The 20,035-nt window shown below is 64.7% G+C and carries 19 protein-coding genes; 8 read left to right on the top strand and 11 right to left on the bottom strand.

Translation table 11 applies throughout. The features are described from left to right. Positions 1-2 precede the first annotated feature (2 nt). A complete protein-coding gene (locus QUG03_RS08305; RefSeq protein WP_107798106.1) occupies positions 3-602 on the top strand; it encodes an arylesterase in 600 nt (199 codons plus the stop codon). 100 nt (positions 603-702) lie between these two features. Beyond that, entirely contained in the window at positions 703-1,989 is a 1,287-nt protein-coding gene (locus tag QUG03_RS08300) for an MFS transporter (RefSeq protein ID WP_500819833.1), read from the top strand. Between the two features lie 76 nt (positions 1,990-2,065). Here the strand turns inward: QUG03_RS08300 and QUG03_RS08295 are convergent, their stop codons facing one another. The 6 genes from QUG03_RS08295 to QUG03_RS08270 all read right to left on the bottom strand — a co-directional run bounded on the left by QUG03_RS08295 (position 2,066) and on the right by QUG03_RS08270 (position 8,369). Beyond that, positions 2,066-3,307 (bottom strand): GGDEF domain-containing protein, encoded by a 1,242-nt coding sequence (locus tag QUG03_RS08295; RefSeq protein WP_500819832.1) that lies wholly within the window; start codon positions 3,305-3,307, stop codon positions 2,066-2,068. Then, entirely contained in the window at positions 3,304-4,506 is a 1,203-nt protein-coding gene (locus tag QUG03_RS08290) for a GGDEF domain-containing protein (protein WP_500819831.1), read from the bottom strand. Before QUG03_RS08290 ends, QUG03_RS08295 begins: the two co-directional genes overlap by 4 nt. A gap of 138 nt (positions 4,507-4,644) precedes the next feature. Continuing rightward, positions 4,645-5,259: a peroxiredoxin gene (locus QUG03_RS08285; RefSeq protein WP_107798102.1), complete on the bottom strand. Its 615-nt coding sequence runs from the start codon at positions 5,257-5,259 to the stop codon at positions 4,645-4,647. Positions 5,260-5,549: 290 nt separating this feature from the next. Beyond that, positions 5,550-7,343, bottom strand: a complete 1,794-nt coding sequence (aspS, locus tag QUG03_RS08280; RefSeq protein ID WP_500819830.1) for an aspartate--tRNA ligase — start codon at positions 7,341-7,343, stop codon at positions 5,550-5,552. Positions 7,344-7,427: 84 nt separating this feature from the next. Further along, entirely contained in the window at positions 7,428-8,096 is a 669-nt protein-coding gene (locus tag QUG03_RS08275; protein WP_081550658.1) for a DUF502 domain-containing protein, read from the bottom strand. Between the two features lie 6 nt (positions 8,097-8,102). After that, entirely contained in the window at positions 8,103-8,369 is a 267-nt protein-coding gene (locus QUG03_RS08270) for an FmdB family zinc ribbon protein (RefSeq protein WP_107798100.1), read from the bottom strand. A 265-nt stretch (positions 8,370-8,634) separates the two neighbouring features. Between QUG03_RS08270 and fabI the strand changes: the two genes are divergently transcribed. From fabI to QUG03_RS08255, 3 genes are read left to right on the top strand one after another with little or no spacing between them, the layout of a single operon-like run. Further along, positions 8,635-9,411: an enoyl-ACP reductase FabI gene (gene fabI / locus QUG03_RS08265; RefSeq protein ID WP_107801628.1), complete on the top strand. Its 777-nt coding sequence runs from the start codon at positions 8,635-8,637 to the stop codon at positions 9,409-9,411. A gap of 11 nt (positions 9,412-9,422) precedes the next feature. Beyond that, positions 9,423-10,358 (top strand): phosphate acetyltransferase, encoded by a 936-nt coding sequence (locus tag QUG03_RS08260; protein WP_235084438.1) that lies wholly within the window; start codon positions 9,423-9,425, stop codon positions 10,356-10,358. Next, positions 10,355-11,509: an acetate/propionate family kinase gene (locus QUG03_RS08255; RefSeq protein ID WP_500819829.1), complete on the top strand. Its 1,155-nt coding sequence runs from the start codon at positions 10,355-10,357 to the stop codon at positions 11,507-11,509. The genes QUG03_RS08260 and QUG03_RS08255 overlap by 4 nt, the downstream gene beginning before the upstream one ends. Positions 11,510-11,597: 88 nt before the next feature. On the opposite strand, the gene QUG03_RS08250 is transcribed toward QUG03_RS08255, so the two are convergent. Next, positions 11,598-12,653 (bottom strand): phospholipase A, encoded by a 1,056-nt coding sequence (locus QUG03_RS08250; RefSeq protein WP_500819828.1) that lies wholly within the window; start codon positions 12,651-12,653, stop codon positions 11,598-11,600. 93 nt (positions 12,654-12,746) lie between these two features. Then, positions 12,747-13,010, bottom strand: a complete 264-nt coding sequence (rpsT, locus tag QUG03_RS08245) for a 30S ribosomal protein S20 (protein ID WP_048409254.1) — start codon at positions 13,008-13,010, stop codon at positions 12,747-12,749. A 126-nt stretch (positions 13,011-13,136) separates the two neighbouring features. Here rpsT and murJ point away from each other — a divergent pair, with 126 nt between their 5' ends. The 3 genes from murJ to queF are packed head-to-tail and all read left to right on the top strand — an operon-like array spanning position 13,137 to position 16,331. Next, positions 13,137-14,672, top strand: coding sequence for a murein biosynthesis integral membrane protein MurJ (murJ, locus tag QUG03_RS08240; protein WP_500819827.1), 1,536 nt, complete (start codon positions 13,137-13,139; stop codon positions 14,670-14,672). Position 14,673: 1 nt separating this feature from the next. Then, positions 14,674-15,441 carry a CPBP family intramembrane glutamic endopeptidase gene (locus tag QUG03_RS08235; RefSeq protein WP_500819826.1) on the top strand — a complete coding sequence of 256 codons (768 nt, stop codon included), beginning with the start codon at positions 14,674-14,676 and terminating at the stop codon, positions 15,439-15,441. Between the two features lie 50 nt (positions 15,442-15,491). Continuing rightward, a complete protein-coding gene (gene queF, locus QUG03_RS08230; protein ID WP_500819825.1) occupies positions 15,492-16,331 on the top strand; it encodes an NADPH-dependent 7-cyano-7-deazaguanine reductase QueF in 840 nt (279 codons plus the stop codon). A gap of 235 nt (positions 16,332-16,566) precedes the next feature. Here the strand turns inward: queF and QUG03_RS08225 are convergent, their stop codons facing one another. From QUG03_RS08225 to accC, 3 genes are read right to left on the bottom strand one after another with little or no spacing between them, the layout of a single operon-like run. Continuing rightward, positions 16,567-17,676: a DUF3426 domain-containing protein gene (locus QUG03_RS08225; RefSeq protein ID WP_500819824.1), complete on the bottom strand. Its 1,110-nt coding sequence runs from the start codon at positions 17,674-17,676 to the stop codon at positions 16,567-16,569. Beyond that, on the bottom strand, positions 17,673-18,569 hold the full coding sequence (gene prmA / locus QUG03_RS08220) for a 50S ribosomal protein L11 methyltransferase (RefSeq protein WP_107798093.1): 897 nt from the start codon (positions 18,567-18,569) through the stop codon (positions 17,673-17,675). Before prmA ends, QUG03_RS08225 begins: the two co-directional genes overlap by 4 nt. Continuing rightward, complete coding sequence (accC, locus tag QUG03_RS08215; RefSeq protein ID WP_107798092.1) at positions 18,569-19,927, bottom strand: acetyl-CoA carboxylase biotin carboxylase subunit; 1,359 nt, start codon at positions 19,925-19,927, stop codon at positions 18,569-18,571. The genes prmA and accC overlap by 1 nt, the downstream gene beginning before the upstream one ends. Positions 19,928-20,035: the final 108 nt, after the last annotated feature.

The raw sequence follows: 20,035 nt of genomic DNA, 5'->3' as shown, positions 1-20,035 counted from the left end.
TTATGCGCTCGATACTAAGCAAAGTTCTACTTTCCGCCGGCCTGTGCCTGCTGATGCTGCCGGCGTCCGCCGCGACGATACTGGTCTTCGGCGACAGCCTGTCAGCCGGTTACGGCCTCTCTCCCGGCCAGGGCTGGGTCAGCCTGCTCGCCAAGGAGATGGGGGCGAAACACCGCATCGTCAATGCCAGCATTTCCGGCGAAACCACCGCCGGCGGCCTGGCCCGCCTGCCGGACGCGCTGGCGCGCCATCGCCCGGACATCGTGGTGCTGGAATTGGGCGCCAACGACGGCCTGCGCGGCCTGCCGCTGGAGCAAATGCGCGGCAACCTGTCCAAGATGATCGCCTTGGCCAAACAAAGCAAGGCCAAGGTGGTGCTGGTGGGCATGGCCCTGCCCCCGAACTATGGCCCGCAATACGGCGCCGAGTTCCGCAAAGCCTACGCCGACCTGGCCAGGCGCGAGCGCCTGTCCTTCGTTCCGCTGCTGGTGGCCGGATTCGAGGCCGATCTATCCAAGTTCCAGCCGGATGGCTTGCACCCGGTCGCCGCCGCCCAGCCCGCGATGATGCGCACGGTCAAGGCCAAGCTGCCGCTGAGCTGAAAAGCCGCGGCGTCCCGGGCGGACGGATATTCATGGTGTTGACTTTCTTCGTTGCAACGCAGCAAGATAAGTCAAAAGCATAATCATATCCTGGATTCTTATGAGCCGCCCGCCCCCCTCCCCCTGGCTGAAACGCCTGCTGTCCCCCTATCGCGGCCTGCCCGCCACGGTCTACATCCAGGTGCTGTGCAGCCTGATCAACAATATCGGCGGCATCTCCAAACTATTCCTGCCGCTCTATCTGCGCGAGAGCTACCAGCTGGGCTATGCGCAGATCGGCCTGACCATGGCGGCCTACGGCGCCGGCGCGCTGCTGGGTTCCCTCAACGGCGGCTCTATGTCCGACCGCTTCGACGGCCGCAAGCTGGCCACGCTGTTCCTGTCCGTTTCCGGCCTGTGCCTGCTGTTGCTGGCGCTGGCCATCCCGCTATGGCTGTTCGCGCCGGTCTTGCTGGTCTCCGGTTTCGCCGACGGCGCTTTCCGGCCGGTCAATCTGCGCCTGGCGCTGGAGCCCTGTCTGCCGCGGCAACGCGCGGTGGCCCAGGGTATGTTGCGGGTGGCCTTCAACCTGGGCGTCGCCGGCGCCGGTTTGCTCAGCGGCTCGCTGGCCGCCATCGGCTATGGCTGGGTTTACGCCGCCAACGCCGCCGCCACGCTGAGCGCGGCGCTATGGCTGGCCTGGGCCTACCGCCGCGCCGGCGCGGCCCACGCAGAGCCGCCGCGGGCCGGCGAAGACGCCGGCGGCCGCCAAGGCCCCTGGCGCGACGCGCCCTTTCTGCGCATGTTGCTGGGCATGGTGCTGATGACCGCGGTATTCGACCAGATCTATGTGACGCTGGGACTGTTCCTGCGCGAGCATTACCAGCTGGGGCCGCAATGGGTGGGTTATCTGTTCACGCTGAACGGCCTGATGGTGGTGGCGCTGCAGATCGCCATCAGCCGTCGCATTCTGGATTGGGGCCTGCTGGCCAGCACTCAAGCCGGGGTGCTGCTGACCGGTTTCGCCTTCCTGTGGCTGACCCTGGGCCAGGGTCCGCTGTGGGCGGTGCTGATGATGGCGACGCTGACGCTGGGCGAACTGCTGGTGTCGCCCTGCTACGCCATGCTGGTGATGCACCGCTCGGAAGGCCGCCTTCGCGGCCGCTATCTGGGGCTGTACAACGCGGTGTGGCAGGGCCGCACCCTGTTCGCCCCGGCGCTGGGCACCTGGCTGTACGGCGCCGTGGGCGGCATTGCGCTATGGTGGCTGTGCGCCGCCGCCGTCTGTCTGTCGGCGCTGATCCAGCAGCCGGCGCTGCGCGCCATGCTCGCTAATGAGCCCGAGCCGGCGCCCCCAAACCCGTACAAACTCTCGCAAGCCCGCGCGAGACAAGGCGAAAACAGCTGAAGAAACGGCATGCACAGGCGACGCGCGAGCCGGCCGGAGCGGCGCTCGCGAAACGCGGCGGGCCTTGATCAGCGGCTCAGCCGGCCTGGCCCCGCTCCGGCTCCGCGTTCCACAGGCATACCCGGTTGCGGCCGGACGCCTTGGCGCGGTACAAGGCTGCGTCCGCCTGCAACAAGGCCTGCTGGCTGCCGTTCAGCGGCGGCTGGCCCGCCACGCCGATGGACACCGTCTGCGCGTAGCCCTCCGGCAAGCCGTCCAACTGGGCCTGCGCCAGGCGCAGCCTGACCGCCTCCATTCTTTCCGCCAAGCCCTCCGGCGCCAAGCCCGGCGCCAGCACCACGAACTCCTCGCCGCCGTAGCGCGCCAGCGTCATCCAGGCCTCCAGACAGGAGGCGATGTGCTTGGCCGCCTGCTGCAGCACCTGATCGCCCACCAAGTGGCCGAAACGGTCGTTCACCTGCTTGAACTCGTCCAGATCCAGCATCGCCAGGCTCCAGGGGCCCGCGTCGGACTGATCCAGCTCCGCCATGCGGCAGCGCAAGGCCCGCTGGTTCAAACAGCCGGTCAGCACGTCGGAGTCCGCCAGCAGATGCATCTGCTCCGCCGCCTGCTGCAGCATCTGCCTGCGCTGTTCCAGCAGTTCCCGCTTGGCCGCGCTTTCCGCGTACAGATCTTGCAGCCGGCGCAGCACCACCGCATTGCGCTCGCGCAGCCTTACTGTGTCGCGCAGCAGGGGGTTGAAGCTGGACAGGAACTCCCATTGCACCAGGATGAAGATCATCGCGCCCACCAGCAAGGCGCTGTACAGCAAGGTGCCCTCGCAATGGAAGCGGTAGAGCGGATACACCCAGTAGCCGACGAAGAAGGTCAGGTGCAGATCGCGGCACGGCGCCAGCAGCAGGCATACCGCGGCGAAGCCGCCGGCCAGCCACAGCACGACCACGATGCGGTAGGGCCCTTCCTCCTGCGGAAACATGAACCACATCATCATGCTCCACACCAAGGCGCTGAACAGCATCAGTTGCCGCAGCGCCTGGTAATGCCGGAACACCTGGTCCTGGGTATGCGCGTAACGGCGAAAACGGTAGACCAGGCGCGCGAACAGCAGCTGCATCAGCAGGAACATGCCCACCCAGCACAGGATGCGCCAGCCGGGCGCGTGCCCGTACATCAGCACGCCAAACAGGGGAATGGCGATGAAGGACTGCAGGATAGAGAGCTGAAGCATGGAGACGAACTGGCGCACCAGCTCCGCCTCCAGCTGCGGGTGCGCGGCCTGCCAGGGAAACGGCATCAGAATGCCCAGTCTTCGCCTCACGCCCCGGCCTCTCTCGCCAGGCAGACGCGGTCGCGCCCCTGCGCCTTGGCCTGGTACAAGGCCTTGTCCGCCTGTTGCAGCAAGCCCAGCGGGTCCACGCCCGACCGCCAGGCGGCCACGCCGCAGGACAAGGTCACCGGCAAGTCGCCGGTCCAGCGCCGCCAGTCCCAGCCGCCCACCTTGTCGCGCAGCGTTTCCATGCGCCGGCTCAATTCGGCGCCGCTGCAGGCCGGCGCCAGCAACAGGAATTCCTCGCCGCCGTAACGGCCGAACAGCTCGCCGTCCGCCAGGGCCTGCTGCGCCAGCTCGCACAGCTGCTGCAACACTTCGTCGCCGCGCGCATGGCCGCAGCTGTCGTTGATGCGCTTGAAATGGTCCAGGTCGATGATGGCGATGGCGAAAGGCGCGCCCTGGGTTTCCGAAAGCTCCAACAGGCGCTCCATTTCCCGCATCAGGGTTCGCATGTTCAGCACCCCGGTCAAGGGATCTCGCGAGGCCAGTTCGCTGATGCGCTCCACGGCGCCGTCCAGTTCTATGTTTTGCCGCTCCAGTATCGCGTTGTAGCTGTCCAGCTGCGTCTGCTCCAGCGTCAACTCGCGCATCAGGCTGGCGTTTTCGGCGCGCTGCCCCATGGATTCCAGCGCGAAGCGATGCAATAAGGCGGTGAACAGCGTCAGCGACAGGCAATAGATGATGCCGGAAGCGCCCACCCAGCGCAGCACCGCCTCCGGCGAGAGAAACATGCGCAGCAGCAGCAGGCCCCAGAGCGGGCCGACGAAGCCGTAAAACAGCTCCCGGCGCGCGGACAGCATCGCGCCTTGCACCGCGCTGACCGCGATGCCCCACAGCACCACGATCAGGCTGTAAGTCAGATCGTCGCCGGGCATCAGAATCCAGGCGGCCAGGCCCCAGCCCGCGCCCGCGGCGACGATCTGCGCCGAAAAACGCCTATGCAAGGCGGCGATCTGCCAGGCGTCGTGCTCGGGGCAGCGGCAGGCGCGCCACGTGGTGCCCCACAGGCTTAGCAGCAGCAGGCTGAAAAGCAATAGCCACAGCAAGGCGGCCACCAGCGGCGCCCGCCCCCATTCCAGACCGGTCAGCAGGGCCGCGCCCAATAAGGCGTGCGGCACGGACAGGTGGGTGGAGCGCATCGCATGCAGCATGGTGAAGCTGTCCAGCTGGCTGATCGGCAAAGACATGGCTTGGGCCTGTCCTATTTTGGAAACTTATTGTTAGTTATAGCGAGCAATGCGCCAAACCCGCCAAGGCCGCGCAAGAAAAAGCCCCGCGGGCCAAGGCGCGCGGGGCAGGGTCGGACGCAATCCGTTAAAGACGGATTACAGGTCCTTGGCGTTTTCGGCCAGGTAGGAAGCCACGCCTTCGGCGCTCGGCTTCATGCCTTTCTTGCCCTTGTTCCAACCGGCCGGGCACACTTCGCCGTGCTCTTCGGTGAATTGCAGCGCGTCAACCATGCGCAGCATTTCGTCGACGTTGCGGCCCAACGGCAGGTTGTTCACCACTTGGTGCTGCACCACGCCGGAACGGTCGATCAGGAAGGAGCCGCGGAAAGCGACGCCGCCGTCGGCTTCAACGTCGAAGGCCTTGCACAGTTCGTGCTGGATGTCGCCCACCAGGGTGTAGCCAACTTGGCCGATGCCGCCTTTTTCCACCGGGGTGTTGCGCCATGCGGCGTGGGAGAACTGGCTGTCGATGGACACGCCGATCACTTCCACGTTCTTGGCTTTGAAGTCCGCCAGGCGGTGATCGAAAGCGATCAGCTCGGACGGGCACACGAAGGTGAAGTCCAGCGGGTAGAAGAACACTACCGCGTACTTGCCGGCGGTAGCTTGCTTGAAGGAGTAGTTGTCAACGATCTGACCATCGCCCAGCACGGCGGAGAAGGTTTTCGCGCCATCGAAGAAGGGGGCTTGTTTGCCAACGAGTACGGCCATTGCGGATCTCCTTAAAGGTCTTGGTATGACTGCGCTTCCCTGTTCGGGCATCGGGAAACGCGGCGGAATGCGAGGCTTTATAAAACAGGGCCGCCGACATCGGCAAATTGTAAATCCATATCGTTGCGATAAAGTTTTGCAATGTCGGCCCGGCAGGCGCTCGCTTACAAGTATGAGGCCGCTATTAGATTGGGCCAAAAGCGCAAGGTTCAAGCCGACGTCTCCGACCGGCCCGGAATAAAAAACGGCCGCTGCATGGCAGCGGCCGTCGGCATCGCGTCAAACCGGCATCAAGCGGACGGCTCGGCCTTCTGACGCAGACGCAGGTTCAGTTCGCGCAGCTGCTTGTCGTCCACCGCGTTGGGCGCGTTGGTCAGCAGGCACTGAGCGCGCTGGGTTTTCGGGAAGGCGATCACGTCGCGGATGGACTCCGCGCCGCACATCAGCGTCACCAGACGATCCAGGCCGAAGGCCAGGCCGCCGTGCGGCGGCGCGCCGAACTTCAGGTTGTCCAGCAGGAAGCCGAACTTGTTCTGCTGCTCTTCCGGGCTGATCTTCAGTGCGCCGAACACTTTTTCCTGGATCTCGGCGCGGTGGATACGGATGGAGCCGCCGCCGATTTCCCAGCCGTTCAGCACCATATCGTAGGCGCGCGCCAGGCAGGCGCCCGGATTGGTGGCCATCAGGTCCTCATGGCCCTGCTTCGGGCTGGTGAACGGATGGTGGCAGGCGGTCCAGCGGTCGTCGTCCTCGTCGTGCTCGAACATCGGGAAGTCCACCACCCACAGCGGGCGCCATTCCTTGACGAAGTAGCCGTTGGCCAGGCCGTGTTCGTGGCCAATCTTGATGCGCAGCGCGCCGATGGCCTCGTTCACCACCTTGGCCTTGTCCGCGCCGAAGAAGATGATGTCGCCGTTTTGCGCGCCGGTGCGCTCGATGATGGCTTTCAGGCCGTCAGCGGACAGGAACTTGACGATGGGCGACTGCAGGCCTTCTTCAGTCGGCTTGCTGGCGTCGTTGACCTTGATGTAGGCCAGACCCTTGGCGCCGTAGATGCCGACGAACTGGGTGTAGTCGTCGATTTCCTTGCGGCTGAGGCCGGAACCGCCCGGCACGCGCAGGGCCACCACGCGGCCGCCCGCCATGTCGGCCGCGCCGCGGAACACCTTGAACTCTTCCGACTTCATCACATCGGTCAGTTCGGTGAATTTCAGGTCCACGCGCATGTCCGGCTTGTCGGAGCCGTAGTAGAACATCGCGTCGGCGTAAGTCATGCGCGGGAACTGCGGCAGTTCCACGCCCAGCACGTCGCGGAAGATCTCCTTGGTCATGCCCTCGGTGATGTCCATGATCTGGTCCTCGTTCAGGAACGAGGTCTCGATATCGATCTGGGTGAATTCAGGCTGACGGTCGGCGCGCAGGTCTTCGTCGCGGAAGCACTTGGTGATCTGGTAGTAGCGGTCGAAGCCGGCCACCATCAGCAATTGCTTGAACAGCTGCGGCGATTGCGGCAGCGCGAAGAATTCGCCCGGGTGCACGCGGGACGGCACCAGGTAGTCGCGCGCGCCTTCCGGTGTGGAGCGGGTCAGCATCGGGGTTTCGATGTCGATGAAGCCCTGCTTGTCCAGATGGTTGCGCACGCCCATCGCCACCTTGTAGCGCAGACGCAGGTTTTTCTGCATCGCCGGACGGCGCAGATCGATCACGCGGTTGGTCAGGCGCACGTTCTCGGACAGGTTCTCGTCGTCGATCTGGAACGGCGGCGTGGCGGCTGCGTTGAGGATTTCGATGCCCTTGGCCAGGATTTCGATCTCGCCGGAAATCATCTTGCTGTTGGCGGTGCCGGCCGGACGCTCGCGCACGATGCCGGTGATGGACAGCACGTATTCGCCGCGGCTGCTATCGGCCAGCTGGAACGCTTCCGGGGTGTCCGGATCGATCACCACCTGCACCAGGCCTTCGCGGTCGCGCAGGTCGATGAAGATCACGCCGCCATGGTCGCGGCGGCGGTGAGCCCAGCCCTTCACGGTAACGGTCTGGCCGAGGTATTTCTTGTCAATAAGTCCGCAATAGTCGGTACGCATTTGGGTAAACCCTTTTATTCAAATTCGGTGAGGCTTCCCCGCCCGGGGGAAAGAAAGGCGTTAAGGGCTAGACAGGGTGTCGGTCTAGCCCTGCCGATTATGTTCGTCGTTCAGACGCGGACGCTGGGCGGCCGGCGGCGGGTTCGGCGCCACCATGCCCATGGAGATCGCGTATTTCAACGCTTCGTCCACGCTCATGTTCAAGGCGCGGGTGTCCTTCTTGGCCACCATCACGAAATAACCCGAGGTCGGGTTGGGGATGGTGGGCACGTAGACCCCGATGAACTCGTCGTCGGACAGCGATTCGGACACGACTTCAGGCAGCGGGCCGGTTTGAAACGCCACCGTCCACATGCCGGAATGAGGGAACTGCACCAGCAGCGCCTTTTTGAAGGCCTGGCCGGAGTCGGACAACAGCGTGTCGCTGACTTGCTTGACGCTGTTGTAAATGCTTTTCACCACCGGGATGCGGGACAGCAGCGCGTCCCACATGTCCAGCACGCGCTGACCCAGCACATTGGCGGCCAGCATGCCGGTGCCCAACAGAATCAGCACCGACAGCACCACGCCCAGGCCCGGCAGATGGAAGCCGAGCAAGGCCTCCGGCTGCCATTCCTGCGGCAACAGGTTCAGCGTCTGGTCCAGCGAAGTGACGATCAGGTTCAACACCCACAGCGTCACGGCCAAGGGCAGCCACACCAGCAAGCCGGTGACGAGATAGCCCTTAAGCGTCATTTTGATTTGCGGCGTCATCGAGGTTTACGCGCACCCACAGCCGGTGCCGCAACTATGACCGCCGCCGCTGTCCGAAGACGCGGAGGAGGAAGAGCCGGACGCGGACGCGCCGCCCTTGAAGTCCGTGGCGTACCAGCCGGACCCCTTCAGCTGGAAGCCGGCCGCGGACAGCTGCTTGCGGTACTCCGCGCTGCCGCAGGCCGGGCATTGCGCGACAGGCTCGTCGCTGAGTTTTTGCAGATGCTCTTTGGCGACGCCGCAGGCGCCGCAACGGTATTCGTAGATTGGCATAGCTTTGCTTCCCCACCAGTAATCATGATGGCATAATAAACCGAACTCATGCTGCACTGCACTATCCGAGCGTGAACTTACGCTCGGCATGCCTAGTCGGACAGATGCGGACGAACGCCCCCAAGATCAAGCCTTCGTTCCCGCCAAATCGTCGATTATATCCGACTGAATCGTCAATACAAAAATCCCTTTGCTTCATTAGCCCGCAATACTGCCCTGCAACCCTACAAATCCCGGAGGTCACATGGTTTACCAAGAGGGTCAGATGGAAAGCATTCGCAACATTCTTGCCGGCAAGAAAGGCCTGATCGTAGGCATCGCCAACGAGAACAGCATCGCCTACGGCTGCGCCAGCGTGCTGCGCGACCTGGGCGCGGAGTTCGCCGTCACCTACCTGAACCAGAAAGCGGAAAAATACGTGCGTCCGCTGGCCGACCAGCTGGGTTCGCCGCTGGTGCTGCCGCTGGACGTGGAACAGCCGGGGCAGATGGAAGCGGTGTTCGAGGCCATTCGTCAGCAATGGGGCAAACTGGATTTCGTCATTCACTCCATCGCCTATTGTCCGATGGACGATCTGCACGGCCGCGTCACAGACTGCTCGCTGGAAGGCTTCCAGCAGGCGATGCGCGTGTCCTGCTACTCCTTCATCGAAATGGCGCGTCTGGCCGAACCCTTGATGAGCCAGGGCGGCAGCCTGATCACCATGAGTTATTACGGCGCCGACAAGGTGGTGGAGAACTACAACATCATGGGTCCGGTCAAGGCGGCGCTGGAAAGCGTGTCGCGCTACCTGGCCAGCGAGCTGGGCGCCAAGAATATCCGCGTGCACGCGGTGTCCCCCGGCCCCTTGCGAACCCGCGCCGCCTCCGGCATCGCCCACTTCGACCAGTTGATTGAGGACGCCATCGCCCGCGCGCCGCAAAACCGCCTGGTGGAAATCGAGGACGTGGGCACCACCTGCGCCTTCCTGATCTCCGAAGCCGCCCGCGGCCTGACCGGCCAGACCATCTATGTCGATGGCGGCCATCACATCAAGGCCTGAGGGAGCACGCCATGACACGCGACGAACACGCTTTTTCCGACATCCTGCAACAGGCCGTCGGCCTGGGCCCGCTGCCGATGGCGGTGACCCACCCCTGCAGCCGCGAGGCGCTGTTGGGCGCGGTGGAAGCCGCCGACCACGGCATCGCCACCCCCATCCTGGTGGCCCCCGCCGCCAGGCTGGCCAAGCTGGCCGACGAACTGGAAGTGGACCTGAGCCGCTTCGAGCTGGTCGACGTGCCGCACAGCCACGCCGCCGCCGAACAGGCGGTGAGCCTGGTCCGCGACGGCTACGCCGACATCCTGATGAAGGGCAGCCTGCACACCGACGAATTCATGGGCGAAGCGCTGGCGCGCGGCACCGGCATCCGTACCGACCGCCGCATCAGCCACGTCTGGATCATGAAGGTGGAGACCTATCCGCGCTATCTCTTCATCACCGACGCCGCGATCAATATCGAACCGGACCTGCTGACCAAGCGCGACATCTGTCAGAACGCCATCGATCTGACCCAGGCGCTGGGCATACGCCAGCCCAAGGTGGCCATCCTGGCCGCGGTGGAAACCATCAATCCGGCGATGCGCTCCACGCTGGACGCCGCCGCGCTGTGCAAGATGGCGGACCGCGGTCAGATCACCGGCGCCATCCTCGACGGCCCGCTGGCTTTCGACAACGCCATCTCGCGCGAAGCCGCCGACAGCAAGGGCATCGTCTCGCCGGTGGCCGGCGATCCCGACATCCTTCTGGTGCCGGATCTTGAGGCCGGCAATATGCTGGGCAAGCAGCTGACGTATCTGGCCGCCGCGGCCTCCGCCGGCATCGTGATGGGCGCGCGCGCGCCCATCGTGCTGACCAGCCGCGCCGACGACGCGAACGGCCGCCTCGCCTCCGCCGCCGTGGCCAATTTGCTGGCGCACAAACGCCGGCAAAGCGGACAGCGGACATGAGCCGGGTGCTGCTCGCCGTCAACGCCGGCTCCTCCACGCTGAAATTCCGCGCCTTCGCGCCGGACGGCCGCCAATTGCTGGCGCGCGGCATGGTGGACCGCTTCGGCCAGGCCAAGCCGGAGCTGCAATTGCTGGACGGCAAGGGCCAGACGCTGAACCGCCACGCGCTGGACGACGGCAGCCGCGGCAGCGCCATCGCCGCGGTGATCAACAGCCTGGCCGATCAGCAGCTGGAACCGCTGGCCGTGGTGCACCGCGTGGTGCACGGCGGCGGCCGTTTCACCGCCGCCATGCGGCTGGACGCCGACATCCGCGCCCAGCTGGAGGACTACGTGGCGCTGGCGCCGCTGCATCAGCCGGTCAGCCTGTCGGTGATCGCCGCCTTCGAGGAATACGACGCCCGTTTGCCGCAGTTCGCCTGCTTCGACACCGCCTTCCACGCTCAACAGCCGGAAGTGGCCACCCGCTTCGGTATCGCCCGCCATTGGCACGACGACGGCGTCCGCCGCTACGGCTTCCACGGCCTGTCCTACGCCGCCATCGCGCGGCGGCTGCCGGAGCTGGGCCTGGAGCGCGCCAAAGTGGTGGTCTGCCACCTGGGCAGCGGCGCCAGCGCCTGCGCGCTGGACGCCGGCCGCAGCATGGCGTCCAGCATGGGCTTCTCCGCGGTGGACGGCTTGATGATGGGCAGCCGCCCCGGCTATATCGATCCGGAAGTCATTCTCTACTGGCAGGAACAAGCCGGCATGAGCGTGGCCGAGGTGAGGCGCGAGCTGTACAAGAACTCCGGCCTGCTCGGCGTCTCCGGCCTGTCCTCCGACATGCGCGAACTGCTGGCCAGCGATTTGCCGGCGGCGCGCGAGGCCATCGAGCTGTTCTGTTACCGGGTGGCGCGTGAAGTGGCCAGCCTGGCGGCGGCGATGAAGGGGCTGGACGCGGTGGTGTTCACCGCCGGCGTGGGCGAGCACTCGCCGGAAGTGCGCGGCCGGGTGCTGCAACAGCTGGCCTGGCTGGGCTTTGAAGCCGACCAGGCCGCCAATCTGGCCCAGGCGCGGCGGCTGACCACCGCCGCCAGCCCGCGCGCGGCCTATGTGCTGCCTACCGACGAGGAAGGCGAAATGGCGCGCCAGGCGGCCGCGCTGCTGCAATAAGCGCAGGGCCCGCCCATGGGCGGGCCTGCTTCGGGCCTGTTCACAATCTTTTCAACAGCCGCGCAGCGAACTCCAAAGCTGGCGAGACTCACTCCAGCCAGTCGCTCATCGTCAGCCCCACGCCCAGCGCGCGGGTGCGCACGTTGTAATCGATCAGGCTTTCGCCGTAACCGTCGAAAGCCTGCACATAACCGCGCAGCTTGCCCTTCACCGGGAAACTCCAGTCCAGTTGCAGTCCATGCTTGCCGCTGTCGAAATTGGGCCGCCACATGGCGCTGAAAGTCTGGCCGCGGTACTGGTAGATCGCCTGCAGATCCCCGTGCCCCATGTATTTGACGATGTCGGGATTGTCGTCCTTGTCGCCGGACTCCGGCAGCCTGGCCCACCAGCGGCCTTGCAGCGTGAACGGACCGTTGTCCAGCGCCGCCATCGCGTACACCCGGTTCCAGCTGCGCGACAAGGGATTGGCGCGGCCGTTGGATTGATGCAACAAACCCAGGCCGCCCATACGCAGCCGGGTGTCGCCCCAGGCCCAGGCGGACGGCAAGGGGAAGGTAAGAATTAGTTCCGGCTCGTAGTCGGTGCCGCGGAACGGCGCGGAATGCGCCTGGTTGTAGATTTGCCAATGCGATTGCTGGGTGTAGGCGAACCACAGGTTCAGCGGGGTATCGAAAATGTCTTCCCACACCTTGGTCTTGAACGACAGCTGGAACTTGGCCTCGGTCTTGTCCAGTTCCCCGCCCGGCGTCTGGCTGGGCGGCCGGGTCGGCGACTGCGGCTCGTTATTGGGCTTGGCCATCTGCCAGACCGGCAGATAGTAATTGGGGCGGTATAAGCGAAACCCGAAGGTGTCGCCGCGCGAGCGCCCGTCCAGATCCCAGGCTTCGGCCAGCCGGCTGGGAGCCGGCGCGGCATCCGGCTCTACGCCGGCGGCCGGAAGCGGGCGCACCGGAGGCGCGGCGGCCGCGGAAGACGGCGCTGCGGGCGCCGCAGCGGCGGGCACAGCGGCCGCCAGCCCATCGTAGCAGGCCAGACGCAGCCTGGCGTCCGCCAGGCGGCCGCAATCGGCCAGTTGCTGCGGCAGTTCCGCCGCCAGGGTCTGCGCCGCGCACAAAGCCAGCGCCCAAGCCGTCCATCCCGACATAGCCATGCCTCCAGCGAGGGAAATCAATGCGCCAGACACACAAAAGGCTCCGCGATGCGGAGCCTTTGCGTATTCTTCAGCGCTGGGCTGTGATCAGGCCATGGCCTTGATCTGAGCCGACAGACGGCTCTTGTGACGAGCGGCCTTGTTCTTGTGGAACACGCCCTTGTCAGCAATGCGGTCAATCACTTTTTCGGAAGTCTGGAACACTACCTTGGCAGCGGCTTTATCGCCTGCTTCAACTGCCTTGAGCACTTTCTTAACTGCGGTACGGAACGCAGTACGCAGGCTGGCGTTGTGCGCGCGCTGCTTAAGGGCTGTGCGTGCACGCTTGCGAGCTTGTGCGCTGTTAGCCATGAATCTTTCTCCTGATGAGCGGAATCTGAAACCCGCGATTCTAAGCCCTAAACTCAGGTTTTGCAACAATAAACCTGGCGGCGTACACTAGCGGGCTTGCTCAACGCTAGATAAACCACCCGCAACATGAATCTGCTCAAGGCTCTGGCTGCTGTCAGCAGCATGACCATGGTGTCCCGCATCCTGGGTCTGGTCCGCGATACCATCATCGCCCGCGTTTTCGGGGCCGGCATGGCCGCCGACGCCTTCAACGCCGCCTTCAAGATTCCCAATATGCTGCGCCGCCTGTTCGCCGAAGGCGCGTTTTCACAGGCTTTCGTGCCCATTCTCGGCGAATACAAGAACCAGCGCAGCGAAGAGGAAACCCGCGAGTTCATCGCCAAGATCACCGGCGTGCTGGGCTCGGTGCTGCTGCTGGTCACCGCCGTCGGCATGCTGGCCGCGCCACTGATCATGTGGATTTCCGCGCCAGGCTTTTATCGCGAACCCGCCAAGGCGGCCTTGTTCGCCGACATTCTGCGCGTATCCTTTCCCTATATCTTTTTTATCTCTCTGTCGTCGATGACCGGCAGCGTGCTCAACAGCTGGGGCAAGTTTTCGATTCCGGCGTTCACGCCCACCTTCCTCAACCTCAGCTTCATCGTATTCGCGCTGTTCTTCAGCAGCCACTTCAACCCGCCCATCATGGCGCTGGCCTGGGCGGTGTTTGTCGGCGGTCTGGTGCAACTGGTGTGGCAGCTGCCCTTCCTGAAGCGGATAGGCATGCTGGCGCGCCCGGTGTTCGCTTTCCGCGATCCGGAAGTCTGGCGCGTGATCAAACAGATGGGGCCGGCCATCTTCGGCGTGTCGGTGGCTCAGATCTCGCTGCTGATCAACTCCACCTTCGCCTCCTTCCTGCCCACCGGCAGCGTATCCTGGATGTATTACGCCGACCGGCTGATGGAGTTCCCGTCCGGCGTGCTGGGCGTGGCGCTGGGCACCATCCTGCTGCCCTCGCTGTCCAAACACGCCGCCACCCGCTCCGACGGCGAATTCAGCGTGCTGCTGGACTGGGGCATCCGTCTGTCGCTGCTGCTGGCGGTGCCGGCCACGGTGGGCCTGGGCCTGCTGTCCGGTCCGCTGCTGGCCACGCTGTTCACCTATGGCAAGTTCACCGCCCACGACGCGCTGATGTCGCAACAGGCGGTGATCGCCTACTCCTTCGGCCTGCTCGGCCTGATCCTGGTCAAGGTGCTGGCGCCCGGCTTCTACGCGCGCCAGGACATCAAGACCCCGGTGCGCATCGCGCTGATCACCTTGTGCCTGACCCAAGTGATGAACCTGGCCTTCGTGTTTCCGCTCAAACACGCCGGCCTGGCGCTGTCCATCGGCCTCGCCTCCTGCCTCAACGCCGGCCTGCTGCTGCGCGCGCTGCTGAGCCGCGGCCTGTACCAGCCCTCCGCCGGCTGGCGCGGCTTCCTCGGCAAGATGGTCGTCGCCATCCTGGCGATGACCGCGGTGCTGCTGGCGCTGCAATGGCTGCTGCCGGTGCACTGGCACGGCCCGGCCTGGCAGCGCGTGTCCTGGCTCAGCCTGCTGGTCGCCGCCGGCGCGCTGACCTATTTCGCCACCCTGTTCGCGCTCGGCTTCCGCCCGCGCGACTTCATGCGCCGCGAGCGCTGACATGGCCGCTGTCCCGCGCCTGCCCACCCTGCCGCCGGCCGACCGCCAGGCCGCCGGCGTGCTGCTGGTCAGCTGCCTGTGCCTGACCCTGCTCTACTACCCCGCCAACCGCTACTGGATGCTGGACGGGCTGCAGCAATGGTGGCCGGCGTTGGGCTTGTCCTTCCGCCAGCAGGTCACCCACAACCCAGACACCGATCTCTACCGCGCCGCCTACTGGGCGTTGGCCAGCATCGTCAGCTACTGCCTGCTGCCGCTGCTGGCCATCCGCCTGCTGGACCGCCGCCCGTTGGCCGATTTCGGCCTGGCCTGGCCGGACCGCGCCACGCTAAAAACCGATCTGAAGCTGTTTCCGCTGTTCTACGCCGTGATGCTGCCCTTGGTATGGTGGGCGTCCGGCCAGCCGGGCTTTTTGAAGATCTACCCCTTCTTCCGGCTCAGCCCAGGCGAGAGCTTATGGCCGCACTGGCTGCTGTGGGAGCTCTTGTATTTCGCCCAGTTCGCCGCGCTGGAATTCTTCTTCCGCGGCTATATGGTGCACGGCCTCAAACCGCGGCTGGGCGTCAGCGCCGTCTTCGTGATGGTGCTGCCCTACTGCATGATCCATTTTGAGAAACCGCTGCTGGAGAGCCTGGCCGCCATCGTAGCCGGCGTCGCGCTGGGCGCGCTCAGCTACCGCTACCGTTCCATCTGGCTGGGCATCGCGCTGCATTGCAGCGTGGCGCTGACCATGGACTTGATGGCGCTGTGGCGCAAGGGCCTGCTTTAAAAAGCGGCTCACGATCTGCCGCCTCTTTGAAAATCGATATAATTCAAGCCATGAACACTCAAGCCATGTCCCCGGAGCAATCCCCTCTGGGCAAAACCGTCAGCTATCAGGATCATTACGATCCCCATCTGCTGTTTCCGATCCCGCGCCAGGCCAAGCGCGACGAAATCGGCGTGGACGCCGCCGCGCTGCCCTTTGCCGGCGTGGACATCTGGACCGGTTTCGAACTGTCCTGGCTCAACGCCCGCGGCAAACCTCAGGTGGGCATTGCCGCCTTCCGCATCCCGGCCGACAGCCCGAACCTGATCGAATCCAAATCCTTCAAGCTCTATCTGAACAGCTATAACCAGACCCGGATGGCCGGCCTGGACGCGCTGCGCCGCCAGCTGGCCGCGGACCTGTCCGCCGCCGCCGGCAAGCCGATAGGCGTCGACATCATGCTGCCGCAGCAGTTCGGCGGCGAAACCGTGGCCGAACTGGCCGGCGACTGCATCGACGATCTGGACATCGAAGTGGACAACTACGCGCCCTGCCCGCAGATTCTGCACGCCGACGCCGGCGACATTGTCAGCGAGACCCTGTGCAGCCATCTGCTGAAATCCAACTGCCTGGTCACCGGCCAGCCGGACTGGGGCAGCGTGCAGATCCGCTACACCGGCCCGCGGCTGGACCGCGAGGCGCTGCTGCGCTACCTGATAGGCTTCCGCCAGCACAATGAATTCCACGAGCAATGCGTGGAGCGCATCTTCACCGATCTGCTCCGCGCCTGCGCGCCGAGCCGCCTCACCGTCTACGCGCGCTACACCCGCCGCGGTGGACTGGACATCAATCCCTTCCGCAGCAATTGCGGCGAGATGCCGGTGGGCAACACCCGTACCGCGCGGCAATAAGACCCTTTCTTAAGCGGGAAAAGCAAAAAGGCCGGCGAATGCCGGCCTTTTTGTCATTCTGGAAACGATGATCAATGGATCTTAGAGCCTGTTTACGATCTCGCGAGCTAGGGCGAGACAAGACGAAAACGGTTGAAGAAGCGGAATGTACAGGTGGTACATGAGCATTCTGAAAGCGTTTTTAACGCCCTTGTCTAACTATTCCGCCGACGCGTAGCAGATCGTAAACAGACTCTTAAGGATAGAACCAATAAAGGCTATACCCCATCGCATGCACCTTGCCGGCGTCCAGCCGCATGGTGACCTTGACCTCGCTATTGGAATTGAAGTGGCCGAGCTTGAAATCGTCCGGCTTCAAATACTCCTTGGGCGCGAACACCTTGCGGATCAGCACCTGATCGTCCGAATCCTTCAAGGTCACTTCCAGCATCGGATAGGCCTGGGAGTAAGTGGCGTGGTTCTTCAGCGTGGCGGACAGCTGGATCAGATTGGGGAAATCCGGGACGAAGGCCAGTTCCGACCACTCCGTGCGCACGCGGGCGATATCGGTGGGCCAGGGCACGGCGCAGCCTACGGCGCCGCAGAGGTTTTCCAGCGTCGGGCGCAATTCCGGCACTTCCGCGGCGATGCGGGTGCGGTTGAAATACACCAATTGGCCAGCCAACACCAGCACGCCTATCGCCGAGGCGACGACGGCCAGGAAGGTCAGCGCCGGATGGCGTCGCCGCGGCGATTCGTCCGGCTCGTCTTCGCCATGGCTGGACGGCGGCTCGACGCGCGCCTCCGGCGCCGGCTTGGCGGGCTGCTCTTCGAACTTGGGTTCCGGAACCGCTGCCGGCGCAGCTTCCGCCACCGGCTCAGGCGCGGGGCGGCGGCGGTTGCCGAACACCTCCGGCGCGGGTTCCGCCACGGCAGGCGGCTCGGCGTCAAAGGGGTTGCCCAGCGGCGCGCTGACATGGCGATTCTGCATCGCCTCCGCCAGTGCGCGCTGGAACTCCTCGACATCGGCGCGCGCGGCCGGGGCTTCCTCCGCCTCCGCCATCGGCGGCGGCATCAGCAGTTCGTCCGGCGGCGCTTCCGTCGCGCTGGAGCCCGGATCGAAATCCGGCACTTCCAGCTCGAAATCGTCCAGCGCCTCGCTCTGCCGAGCCTGAGTCTGGACGGGCGGCGGCGCCGCGGCGCGCGCAGGTTCCGCCGGCGGCGCTTCCGCCGCGACGAAATGCTCGGTGGCGTTGAACACATGCGAACAGCGCCCGCAGCGCACCAAGCCATTGGCGGCCGCTAATTGGGCATCATTGACCTTGAAGCGTGTCTGGCAATTGGGGCACTGTGTCGTATATGTCATACCGTGGGGCGTCGGGTTCCTGTCAGTCTGGTCCATCCTTCGTCGAACACCGGAGCGTCCATCTGGAACCACTGTTCATAGATGGCCGACAGTTCTTCGGCTTGTTCGGCGAGAATGCCTGAAAGCACGATTCTACCACCGGTTTTGACGTGGCTCGCCAGCAACTGGCCCAACATGCGCAGCGGATTGGCCAGAATATTGGCCAGTACCACGTCGTAGACCGCTTCCGGGTTCTGGTCAGGCAGACAGAAGTCCGCCTTGACCTGGTTCTGTTCCGCGTTGTCCTGGCTGGCCCGCACCGCCTGCGCGTCGATGTCCACGCCCAAGGCGGAGGCCGCGCCCAGCTTGAGCGCGGCGATGGCGAGAATGCCGGAACCGCAGCCGTAGTCCAGCACGCTTTCGCCGCCTTGCAGCTGGGCGTCCAGCCATTGCAGGCACAAGCGCGTGGTCGGATGGCTGCCGGTGCCGAAGGCCAGGCCCGGATCCAGTTGCAGATTGACCGCGTTCGGCGCCGGCGGCTCGTGCCAGGTCGGCGTGATCCACAGGCGGTCGGAAATCCGGATCGGGTCGAACTGCGACTGGGTCAGACGCACCCAGTCCTGCTCTTCCACCCGCTCCACATTGTAGCTGGGCAGGGCCAGACCGCAGGCGTTGGCGGCGGCGGCGATCAGCAGGGCCACGTCGGCCGCTTCATCAAACAGCGTGATGATGCGGCTGCGGCTCCACAGCTTGTCCACCGGCTCGCCGGGTTCGCCGAAAATCGGCTCTTCGCGCTCGGTGCCGGCAAAAGCGTCTTCGATCGCGGTGGACAGCGCGCCGGCGTCCATCAGCGCGTCGGCCAGACGCTCGGCGACGGTTGACTCGGCGTCAATGGTGGCTTGCAGCCAGGCCATCACGCGCCCCCTTTTTTCTGCTGCGACAAACGCTGCTCCAGATAATGAATGCACGTGCCGCCGCGCTGGAAGGCCGCGTCCATGAACAGTTCCTGATGCAGCGGGATATTGGTCTTGATGCCGGAAATGGAGATTTCCGACAGCGCCACCCGCATCCGCGCCATCGCCTGCTCGCGGGTATCGCCAAAGGCGATCAGCTTGCCCACCATGGAATCGTAATGCGAAGGCACGGTGTAGCCCTGGTAAATATGCGAATCGATGCGGATGCCCGGGCCGCCGGCCGGGTGATAGCTTTCGATCTTGCCCGGGGACGGCACGAAGGTGAACGGGTCCTCGGCGTTGATCCGGCACTCCATCGCATGGCCGCGCAACACCACGTCCTTCTGTTTGTAGCGCAGTTTCTCGCCGGCGGCGATGCGGATCTGTTCCTGCACGATGTCGATGCCGGTGATCATCTCGGTCACCGGGTGCTCAACCTGCACGCGGGTGTTCATCTCGATGAAGTAGAACTCGCCGCGCTCGAACAGGAACTCAAAAGTGCCGGCGCCGCGGTAGCCGATGCGACGGCAGGCTTCGGCGCAGGCTTCGCCAATCTTCTGGCGCTGCTTGTCGGTGATGCCCGGCGCAGGCGCTTCCTCGATGATCTTCTGGTGGCGGCGCTGCATGGAGCAGTCGCGCTCGCCCAGATAGATGGCGTTACCGTATTCGTCGGCCAGAATCTGGATTTCGATGTGGCGCGGCTCTTCCAGGAATTTTTCCATGTAGACGGTGGGATTGCCGAAAGCCGCGCCGGCTTCGGTGCGGGTCATCTGCACCGAATTGATCAGCGCGCCCTCGGTATGCACCACGCGCATGCCGCGACCGCCGCCGCCGCCGGCGGCCTTGATGATCACCGGGAAACCGATCTTCTTGGCGATCTTGACGATCTCGGCCGGATCGTCCGGCAAAGCGCCTTCGGAGCCCGGCACGCAGGGCACGCCGGCTTCTATCATCGCGTTCTTGGCCGACACCTTGTCGCCCATCTGACGGATGGTGTCCGGACGCGGACCGATGAACACGAAGCCGGACTGCTCGACGCGCTCGGCGAAGTCGGCGTTTTCCGACAGGAAGCCGTAACCCGGGTGGATGGCCTGGGAATCGGTCACCTCGGCGGCGGCGATCAGGGCCGGCACGTTCAGATAGCTCTTGCCGCTGGGCGCTGGGCCGATGCAGACCGATTCGTCGGCCAGCTTCACGTACTTGGCTTCGCGATCGGCCTCGGAATGCACCACCACGGTCTTGATGCCCATCTCGCGGCAGGCGCGCTGGATGCGCAGGGCGATTTCACCCCGGTTGGCAATCAGAATTTTTTCAAACATGGAATTCTCCGCTGGCGGATTCCGCGGCCGGCGTCGTCGCCGGCGGGGGCCGCCAATGCTGTCGTGGCAAACGACAAGGGCACAGACGCTGCGCCGTGCCCCCTTGCC

Source organism: Chromobacterium sp. CCUG 30098 (genome assembly GCF_059916605.1).
The sequence above is the reverse complement of the archived record's forward strand: the minus strand, read 5'-3'. Positions and strand labels throughout refer to the sequence as shown.

Coding starts and splice junctions, on each gene's coding strand:
- QUG03_RS08225 (WP_500819824.1), bottom strand. CDS start 17,676: ATGACATATACGACACAGTGCCCCAATTGCCAGACACGCTTCAAGGTC.
- aspS (WP_500819830.1), bottom strand. CDS start 7,343: ATGCGTACCGACTATTGCGGACTTATTGACAAGAAATACCTCGGCCAG.
- QUG03_RS08260 (WP_235084438.1), top strand. CDS start 9,423: ATGACACGCGACGAACACGCTTTTTCCGACATCCTGCAACAGGCCGTC.
- QUG03_RS08285 (WP_107798102.1), bottom strand. CDS start 5,259: ATGGCCGTACTCGTTGGCAAACAAGCCCCCTTCTTCGATGGCGCGAAA.
- rpsT (WP_048409254.1), bottom strand. CDS start 13,010: ATGGCTAACAGCGCACAAGCTCGCAAGCGTGCACGCACAGCCCTTAAG.
- QUG03_RS08250 (WP_500819828.1), bottom strand. CDS start 12,653: ATGTCGGGATGGACGGCTTGGGCGCTGGCTTTGTGCGCGGCGCAGACC.
- queF (WP_500819825.1), top strand. CDS start 15,492: ATGAACACTCAAGCCATGTCCCCGGAGCAATCCCCTCTGGGCAAAACC.
- QUG03_RS08290 (WP_500819831.1), bottom strand. CDS start 4,506: ATGTCTTTGCCGATCAGCCAGCTGGACAGCTTCACCATGCTGCATGCG.
- QUG03_RS08275 (WP_081550658.1), bottom strand. CDS start 8,096: ATGACGCCGCAAATCAAAATGACGCTTAAGGGCTATCTCGTCACCGGC.
- QUG03_RS08305 (WP_107798106.1), top strand. CDS start 3: ATGCGCTCGATACTAAGCAAAGTTCTACTTTCCGCCGGCCTGTGCCTG.
- murJ (WP_500819827.1), top strand. CDS start 13,137: ATGAATCTGCTCAAGGCTCTGGCTGCTGTCAGCAGCATGACCATGGTG.
- QUG03_RS08300 (WP_500819833.1), top strand. CDS start 703: ATGAGCCGCCCGCCCCCCTCCCCCTGGCTGAAACGCCTGCTGTCCCCC.
- accC (WP_107798092.1), bottom strand. CDS start 19,927: ATGTTTGAAAAAATTCTGATTGCCAACCGGGGTGAAATCGCCCTGCGC.
- QUG03_RS08255 (WP_500819829.1), top strand. CDS start 10,355: ATGAGCCGGGTGCTGCTCGCCGTCAACGCCGGCTCCTCCACGCTGAAA.
- QUG03_RS08270 (WP_107798100.1), bottom strand. CDS start 8,369: ATGCCAATCTACGAATACCGTTGCGGCGCCTGCGGCGTCGCCAAAGAG.
- fabI (WP_107801628.1), top strand. CDS start 8,635: ATGGAAAGCATTCGCAACATTCTTGCCGGCAAGAAAGGCCTGATCGTA.
- QUG03_RS08235 (WP_500819826.1), top strand. CDS start 14,674: ATGGCCGCTGTCCCGCGCCTGCCCACCCTGCCGCCGGCCGACCGCCAG.
- prmA (WP_107798093.1), bottom strand. CDS start 18,569: ATGGCCTGGCTGCAAGCCACCATTGACGCCGAGTCAACCGTCGCCGAG.